The sequence below is a fragment of the Vulgatibacter sp. genome, from assembly GCF_041687135.1.
In the GTDB taxonomy this organism is placed as follows: Bacteria; Myxococcota; Myxococcia; order Myxococcales; family Vulgatibacteraceae; genus JAWLCN01.
This window is the reverse complement of sequence record NZ_JAWLCN010000014.1, coordinates 124,493-131,835: the sequence shown is the minus strand read 5'-3', so window position 1 is coordinate 131,835 and position 7,343 is coordinate 124,493. Positions and strand designations below refer to the sequence as shown.

Below are 7,343 nucleotides of genomic sequence, written 5' to 3'. Positions count from 1 at the left end.
TCGCCCAGGCGCTGTCGGCGAGGGAGCGCGCCAGTCGGGTCCGCATCAGCCCCGCCGTGGACAGCGTCTCGAGGACCAGGTGGCCGTGGGTCTGGGCCATCCGACTCGATACGCGGTGCACGAAATCGCGGCGTACATTCCCGATGCGCTGATGGAATCTCGCGAGACGCATGCGCGCCTTGACGCGGTTGCGAGAGCCCTTCTTCTTGCGGGTCAAGCTCCGGCTGAGCCGCCGCAGCTTCGGCAGCGCGCTGCGCAGCGGACGCGGGGCGTCGATGCGCTCGACTTCCCGCCCCCTCGCATCGGCCAGCACGGCGAAGGTCTGCAGCCCCCGGTCGATGCCGACCGGCTCACGAGCCTCGTCGCTTGCGCGCTGCAGCGCTGGATGCAGCGGGGCTGCCTCGAGGTTGAGGCTCACCCGCCAGCGGCCGCCGAGCTGGTGGGAGATGGTGGCGAACAGGATCCTCGCGCGCCCGTTTCGCAGCATGCGCCGCAGCTTGCGGGTGTCCTCACGCACCCCCAGCGTCCCGATCTTCGGCAGCCGGATGCTGCGGGCCCGCCCTTCGGCGCCGAGACGAATCTCGGCCCTCTCGCCACGGCCCTTGCTTCGGATCCGGAACGACTGCCGCGCGTCGGAGCGCTTCTTGAACCGAGGGAAACCAGCGGTCTTGCCACCCGATCTGCGACGGGCTGAGGACGCCTGAAGTGCGCACCCGAGATCGACTGCAGCTTCCTCGAAGACCTGCTGGAGGACCTCCCCGCGCCAGGCGAGGCCCACGTTCCCCTGCTCGTCGAGCCCCGCCTCGGCGGACCTCTTCCAGCGGTTGAACGTGTTGATGAGGTCGAATCCCGACCACGGCACGTGCAGCTCGGCGTTCGCCTTCCTGGCTTCGAGCGCATTCTTCACGAGGCGCAGTGCCTGGTTGAAAGCGAAGCGAGCCGCGCCCCCGTGGCGCCACAACACCTGCTCCTGGGCAGCGGTCGGCTGCAGTGTGAAGCAGAAGGTGGTGTGGCGGGTCGCGCTCACGCCGTCCACCCCGAGAGCACTACCAGCGCCGAGGCCAATGCGACCACCGCGCCGTACGACGATGCGGTCCTGTCGTAGCGGGTCGCCACCCGCCGGAAGGCCTGGAGCGCCCAGTTGGGCGCTCCAACGCAAAGCCGTTTGTGCGCGAAGTGCGCTTCTTGTCCGCTTGGTCCCGCGCCAGCGCGACCGAGTGAGCAAGATACGAGCCGGTCGAAGAGCCTCTCGATCACGTTGCGCTGCGCATACGCCTCGGCATCGAGCGGCCGCTGCACCTTGCGGTTCCTGCGAAAAGGAACGACGGCCGCCATGTCCTGCGCGGCGATGGACGCCAGGAGGGCATCGCTGTCGTAGGCACGGTCTCCGACCACCGCTCGCCCGCGCAGCCCCCGTAGCAACCGGTCCGCCTGCGTCACGTCGTTCACCTCGCCGCCGGTCAGCACGTAGCGCACCAGCGTTCCTCGGCCCGAGACAGCAGCGTGATCCTTCGTGGTGAAGCCACCCCGTGATCGCCCCTGGGCCTGGCTGCTCTGCCCGCCCCCCTTTTCCGCGCGCCGGCGCCATGCGGGTAGGCTTTCACGATCGTGCTGTCGATCAGCAGCAGCTCGGCGGGCGATTCCTGACCGCCGAGCGCACGTCGCAGGGCCTCCCACCTCCCCATCAGGGCCCAGCTCCGGAATCGTTTGTAGACGGTGCTCCATTGGCCGACCGTCCCGCCACGGAGCGCCAGTACGCAACCCCCAGACGACCGCTTCGATGAAACCGCGATCGCTCGTTGCGCGTGGGCCGCGGCGCTGCAGGCGTGACACCACAGGCGCCATTCGCTCCCACTGTCTGTCGGTAAGACCTCGGCGTGGTGCAGCGTCTATCACGACTCCACACTGAACGCTTGTGGCGCTTGCTGCAATGCCCCGTCAGGGCGGGACGAAACTGTCGACATGCGCTAGGGTGCGCGCCCGATGCGCTCCCTCGATCATTGCCCCCGCCCGCTACTCGGCGCGCTCAAGGGGATCCTCACCGACCTCGACGGCACCCTCACGACCCGGGGGGCGATCGAGGCCGAGACCTACGTCGCCCTGAACGAGCTCAAGGCTGCGGGCATGTTCGTGGCGGTGGTCACCGGCAGGCCCGCCGGCTGGGGCGAGATGATCGCCCGTACCTTTCCCGTCGACGCCTGCATCGTCGAGAACGGCGGCCTCACCTTCCTCCGCGATCGCAAGGGCGGGCTCCGCCGCCGCTTCTACATCGACGACGAGCGGCAGCGCGTCCGCGATCGGCGCAAGCTCGAGCGGATCGTGCGCGAGGTGATCGAGGAGAACCCGGGGGCCCGGCTCTCCCTCGACTCGCGCTACACCGAGGTCGATCTCGCCATCGACTGGAACGAGGACGCGAAGCTCTCGACGGACGACGCCGATCGGATCGAGGCGGCGTGCAGGGCCCGTGGCGCCTCCGCGGTGCGCTCCAACGTGCACGTCAACGTCTGGCTCGGCGGCTTCGACAAGGCGAGCGCCTGCGAGGCGCTCCTCGTCGAGGAGGCGAAGGCGCGCTTTCCCCGGGACGCGGAGCGCTTCGTCTTCGTCGGCGACGCCCCCAACGACGGCCCGCTCTTCGCTCGCTTTCCCCTCGGCGTCGGCGTCGCCGACATCAAGCGCCACCGCAAGTCGATGGATGCGCTCCCCGCCTACGTCACCCACTCGAAGGGTGGCCTCGGCTTCCGCGAGCTGGCAGCAGCCATCCTCGTCGCCAAGGATCTCCTCGCATGAATCCCGTTCTCGAATTGGGCAAGGAAGTCGGCCGCTCGCTCCGCGCCGGCCACCCCTGGGTCTTCGCCAAGGCGCTGGCTGGCAGGCCCCCGCGGCTGCCGCCAGGCGCCATCGTCGACGTGCACGAGGCGGGACGCTTCGTCGCCCGCGGCTACTACGATCCGCTCAGCCCGATCCGCGTCCGCGTCCTCACCCGCGATCCGCTCGAGAAGATCGACGCGCTCTTCTGGCGGCGTTCGATCGCCCGCGCCGCGCTGCTGCGCACCGAGGTCCTCGCCGGCGAGGAGACCGACTCCTACCGCGTGGTCCACGGCGAGAACGACGGGATCCCCGGCCTGGTCGTCGACAAATACGCCGACTTCCTCGTCACCAAATTCTACAGCGCCGGCCTCACCGCCCACCGCGACGCGATCCTCGCGGCGCTGCGGCAGGAGGTCCCCGGGGTCCGCGGCATCTTCGGCCGGGAGGAGCTCGGTCGGGACGACGTCGACGCCGACGAGGGGCCCGCGCAGGGCACGGTGCATTGGGGCGAGGCGCCGCCCGATCGGATCGCCATCCGCGAGAACGGCGACGCCAGGTTCTGGGTCGACGTGCGCGGCGGCCAGAAGACCGGCTTCTTCCTCGATCAGCGGGAGAACCGCTTCGCCCTGCGCCGCTACGCGAAGGGGCGCGAGGCGCTCAACTGCTTCGGCTACACCGGCGGCTTCTCGGTCCACCTGGCGAAGGGCGGCGCCCGCAAGGTGACCACCATCGACCAGGACCGGGACGCGATCGGGCTCGCCGCCGAGAATTTCCGCCTGAACGGCCTCGATCCGGAGCGACACGAGTTCGTCGCCGGCGACGTCTTCGACAAGCTCGGAGCCGCGAAGCGCACCGGCCAGAGCTGGGACATGATCATCCTCGACCCGCCGGCCTTCGCGAAGAGCCAGAAGGCGGTGGAGGCGGCGATCGACGGCTACGCCTCGCTCAACCGCGCGGCGCTGGCGGTGCTGCGCCCGGGCGGCATCCTGGTGAGCTGCTCCTGCTCGGCCCGGGTGAGCGTCGGCGATTTCTTCGGCGCCATCGCCCAGGCCGCCGACAAGGCGCGGGTCGATCTGCAGCTCCTCGAGCAGCGTTACCAGCCGCCCGACCATCCGATCGCGCTGCAATTCCCGGAAGGGCGCTACCTCAAGGTCTTCGTCTTCCGGCGGGTCTGAGCCGGGTTTGGCAAGGGGGGCGTGACCCATTTGCCTCCCTCCGGGGTTCTCTCTATGGGCTGGTGGGCGCTTGTCCGCGCGGGAGGCCGTGCGGAAGCCTCCCCCAACCCCGAGGAGAGCGCCGATGCTTCCAACCGTCGCAGTCGTCGTGCGGTATCCCCACCACCACGCCCTGGCTGCGAGCTGGGACGTGATCGAGGGAACCCTCGCGCTGCCGGTGGAGGTTCCGCCGCCGGGGGGCTCCGTCCTGATCGACGGCATGGTCGGGGAGGTCTGCTTCCTTCTCGGCGGCACCGTCGTCGCGGGCCCCGGCGGACGGCGGCTGGTGCAGGTCGCCGCGGAGGGGCGGCCCCTGGTCGAGGCGCTCATCCTTCCGCCATGCAGCAGCAGTGCCGCCAGGCGGGTGGCGTAGGGTCTGGCCTCCTGCAACGGGAGGCCCCACCTTGCCGGGGAGCTGCCTGCCGAGCTGGAATCGGAGGCTTTGCTCCTCCGGGAGGTCCCGTGTCGCGCATCTTTGCCCTCGCCCTCGTGACGATGCTCGCCGTTCCGGCAGCAGCACAGACCCCCGGCTTCGTGCAGGTCGACGGCAGGGCGATGCTCCCGATCGGCGAGTGGGCGGACAATTTCTCCTTCCCCGACGAGTCGCAATTCGGGGCAGGGCCCGCGGGTCGGGTGAGCTTCGGCATGGCGCCGAAGAACTCGCGCTTCTTCACGGTCGGGCTCGAGGCCGGTTACACCCACGTCGGCACCTCGGCGTGGGAGGAGTTCACCGCCTCGCGCAGCAGCAGGGTCGATGCCTCCGCGCGGATGTGGAGCCTGATGGCGGGTGGCACCGTGAGCCTGCCCGGCCGCGGGCGGAGCACCTTCGGCGCGGAGCTGCACGGCGCCCTCGGCGTCCTCGTCCCCTCCGGCGAGGAGCGCTTCCAGGGGCGCAGCTACGAGTACGACTTCCTCCAGACCACGATCGCAGGGCGGCTCGGCGCCCGCGGGGTCTGGAAGCTCGGCGAGTTCGACCTCTGGCTCGGCGCGGACTTCCTCGTGGCGCCGGGGGCGGTGCGGCACACCGAGCCGCTCGCCTCCGCCAACGCGCCGCTGGCGCGGAGCCTCGAGCGCCGCACGCTCACGGCGCTGGAGCCCGGCGCGGGCTTGCGCTACTGGTTCTCGCTCTAGCGAGGGCCGAATGGTTCGCAGGGGTGAGTATCTGGAGCGGATGGTGGTGGTCCCCTCGGGGGATCTCCACCTCGAGGGGCTCTACCACCGTGGCAAGCTGCGCCCGCCCTGCGTGGTGGCTGCGCCCCATCCGCAGCAGGGTGGCTCGATGGACAGCCCGGTGGTGGCGGAGCTCGCCTGGGCGATCACGCGGGCAGGGCACGCGACCCTGCGCTTCAACTACCGCGGCGTCGGCGCGTCGGAAGGCGCGTGGAGCGGCGGGCCCGGCGAGGTCGCGGATCTCGAGTCGGCGATCGATCAACTCCTCGAGACCACCGGCGCTCCGGCGATCGCGGTGGCGGGATATTCTTTCGGCGCGTGGGCGGCGGTGCAGGCGGCGCTGCGGCGGCCCGAGGTGGCGGCGTTGGTGCTCGTATCGCCTCCGACGGCGCTGCTCGATTTCTCGGGGCTCGCCCGGGTGCAGGCGCGGGTGCTCGCGATCTGCGCCGAGGACGACGATCGGTCGCTGCTCGCCGGCTGGCTCGGGCCGCAGGGCAAATTGGTGACGGTGGCGGGGGCCGACCATTTCTTCACCAGCGGCCTGCCGCAGGTGGGCCGGCACGCGGCGCGCTTCGTGGGCGGCTGAAGGCGCTCATCCGGCGTCGCGGAGGGGTTCCTCGGGCAGCGGCTGGGTCTCGACGTCCGGCGTCTCGGGGAGCCCGCCACTCGCAGCGCGCTGCAGCCTGGCGAGAGCGGCCTCGCCGTCCACGAGGAAGAGCGCCACCAGCGAGAGCGCCGCCGCCGCGGTGAGACCGAGGGCGAGCCCCTTGACCCGGCCCGGCCGGAAGCGGTGATCGGCTTCCGGATCGTGCGGCTCCGCGGCATCCGCCTCGGAGACGGCAGGCATCCGCCGCAGGTGCTGCAGCGCCAGCCAGAGGATCGGCGTGGTGACGGCGAGGAGGATCAGCGCCTGCCCGATCGGCAGTTCGTCGGGTGAATCCTCCGCGAGCCCGGAGAGGACCATCGCCGAGGAGGTGCCGTTCTGCACCGCGTGGGCGAGGATCGCCGGCCAGATCGATCCGCTCCAGACCCGCAGCAGCGCGAAGACCACGCCGAGCGCGAAGAGGGCGAGCACCGAGGCGGGGTTGAGGTGGATGGCGGCGAAGAGGACGGAGGTGACGACGACGGCGGTCCAGGTGCCGTAGCGGGCGCCGAGCACCCGCTGCAGATAGCCGCGAAAGACGAGCTCCTCGCCGATGGGCGCCATCACCGCCACGCCGAGGACGAGCAGCGCGCCCTCCAGCGGCGAGCGCACCTCGAAGAGCCCGGTGACGTCGTAGCGTTTGGCGAGCTCGGGGCCTACCAGCCAGCGGTTGATCGCGTTGACGCCGCCGGCGAAGAAGAAACCCGCGATCGCGGCGCCCAGCGCCGCGAACATCGTGCGGCCCGGCGGGAGGCGCAGCGCGAGGAACTCCACCGGCCGGAAGTTCTGGGCGCGGGTGAAGATCCAGGTGAGTCCCGCGAAGAAGAAGAACTCGCCGAAGTTGATGCCGAAGGCCGGGTTGGCCAGCTGCACCAGGGAGCCCACGGTGAAGTGGAGCCCGATCACGAGGACGAGGAAGAGATAGGCCGGCCGGAGGGCGACCGCGCTGTTGTCGGGATGTGCGTCCAAGGCGGGGGGAACATCGGCACGGGCATCGCTTCCGGTCAAGGAGAAGGAGCGGTACGGTGCCCCTGTGAAGCTTCCCCTCGTTCCGCTCGATCGGCGGCGCCTCCGCTTCGAATGCACGCAATGCGGCGCCTGCTGCCGCAAGCCCGGGCTGGTCCATCTGCATCCGGACGAGCCGGCCCGGCTGGCCGCCTACCTCGGGCTGGAGGTCCGGGCCTTCGCGGCGCGCTACCTGCGGCGCCTGCCCGGCGGGCGGATGGCGATCGTCGTGCACGAAGGTTCTGCAGGCTGCCCGCTCCTCGCCGGCGACCGGTGCTCGGTGGAGGCGGTGAAGCCGGGGCAGTGCAGGGCCTATCCCTTCTGGCCGGAGCTCGTCGGCGATCCCGCCGCCTGGCGCGCGGAGAAGCGGAAGTGCGAGGGGCTCGGCAGGGGTCCCGTCTGGCCCGCCGCGGAGATCCGGCGGCTGCTCGCCCTCGACCCCGGTGTAGACGGAGGGAATACGGATTGACCCCCCTACGGTGAGATGGGGCTGGCTTCTCGGT

At 70.8% G+C, this 7,343-nt stretch carries 9 protein-coding genes; 6 read left to right on the top strand and 3 right to left on the bottom strand.

Going from position 1 to position 7,343, the window contains the following annotated elements:
- Positions 1-1,027, bottom strand: a 1,027-nt coding sequence (locus ACESMR_RS22420; protein WP_373049364.1) for an RNA-guided endonuclease InsQ/TnpB family protein, incomplete at its 3' end; no start/stop codon positions are given.
- Positions 1,024-1,896, bottom strand: coding sequence for a transposase (locus ACESMR_RS22415; RefSeq protein ID WP_373049363.1), 873 nt, complete (start codon positions 1,894-1,896; stop codon positions 1,024-1,026). The genes ACESMR_RS22415 and ACESMR_RS22420, both read right to left, overlap by 4 nt.
- Positions 1,897-1,983: 87 nt before the next feature.
- Between ACESMR_RS22415 and ACESMR_RS22410 the strand changes: the two genes are divergently transcribed.
- The 5 genes from ACESMR_RS22410 to ACESMR_RS22390 all read left to right on the top strand — a co-directional run bounded on the left by ACESMR_RS22410 (position 1,984) and on the right by ACESMR_RS22390 (position 5,778).
- The gene (locus ACESMR_RS22410) at positions 1,984-2,787 is read left to right on the top strand and encodes an HAD-IIB family hydrolase (RefSeq protein ID WP_373049362.1); all 804 of its coding nucleotides are present in this window, start codon (positions 1,984-1,986) and stop codon (positions 2,785-2,787) included.
- The gene (locus ACESMR_RS22405; protein ID WP_373049361.1) at positions 2,784-3,983 is read left to right on the top strand and encodes a class I SAM-dependent rRNA methyltransferase; all 1,200 of its coding nucleotides are present in this window, start codon (positions 2,784-2,786) and stop codon (positions 3,981-3,983) included. Before ACESMR_RS22410 ends, ACESMR_RS22405 begins: the two co-directional genes overlap by 4 nt.
- 124 nt (positions 3,984-4,107) lie before the next feature.
- Complete coding sequence (locus tag ACESMR_RS22400; RefSeq protein WP_373049360.1) at positions 4,108-4,395, top strand: hypothetical protein; 288 nt, start codon at positions 4,108-4,110, stop codon at positions 4,393-4,395.
- Positions 4,396-4,484: 89 nt separating this feature from the next.
- Positions 4,485-5,153, top strand: a complete 669-nt coding sequence (locus tag ACESMR_RS22395; RefSeq protein ID WP_373049359.1) for a hypothetical protein — start codon at positions 4,485-4,487, stop codon at positions 5,151-5,153.
- Positions 5,154-5,163: 10 nt separating this feature from the next.
- Positions 5,164-5,778, top strand: coding sequence for an alpha/beta hydrolase (locus ACESMR_RS22390; protein ID WP_373049358.1), 615 nt, complete (start codon positions 5,164-5,166; stop codon positions 5,776-5,778).
- 6 nt (positions 5,779-5,784) lie between these two features.
- Here ACESMR_RS22390 and ACESMR_RS22385 read toward each other — a convergent pair whose 3' ends face one another.
- Entirely contained in the window at positions 5,785-6,804 is a 1,020-nt protein-coding gene (locus ACESMR_RS22385; protein ID WP_373049357.1) for a CPBP family intramembrane glutamic endopeptidase, read from the bottom strand.
- 64 nt (positions 6,805-6,868) lie between these two features.
- Between ACESMR_RS22385 and ACESMR_RS22380 the strand changes: the two genes are divergently transcribed.
- Positions 6,869-7,309, top strand: coding sequence for a YkgJ family cysteine cluster protein (locus ACESMR_RS22380; RefSeq protein ID WP_373049356.1), 441 nt, complete (start codon positions 6,869-6,871; stop codon positions 7,307-7,309).
- Positions 7,310-7,343 lie beyond the last annotated feature (34 nt).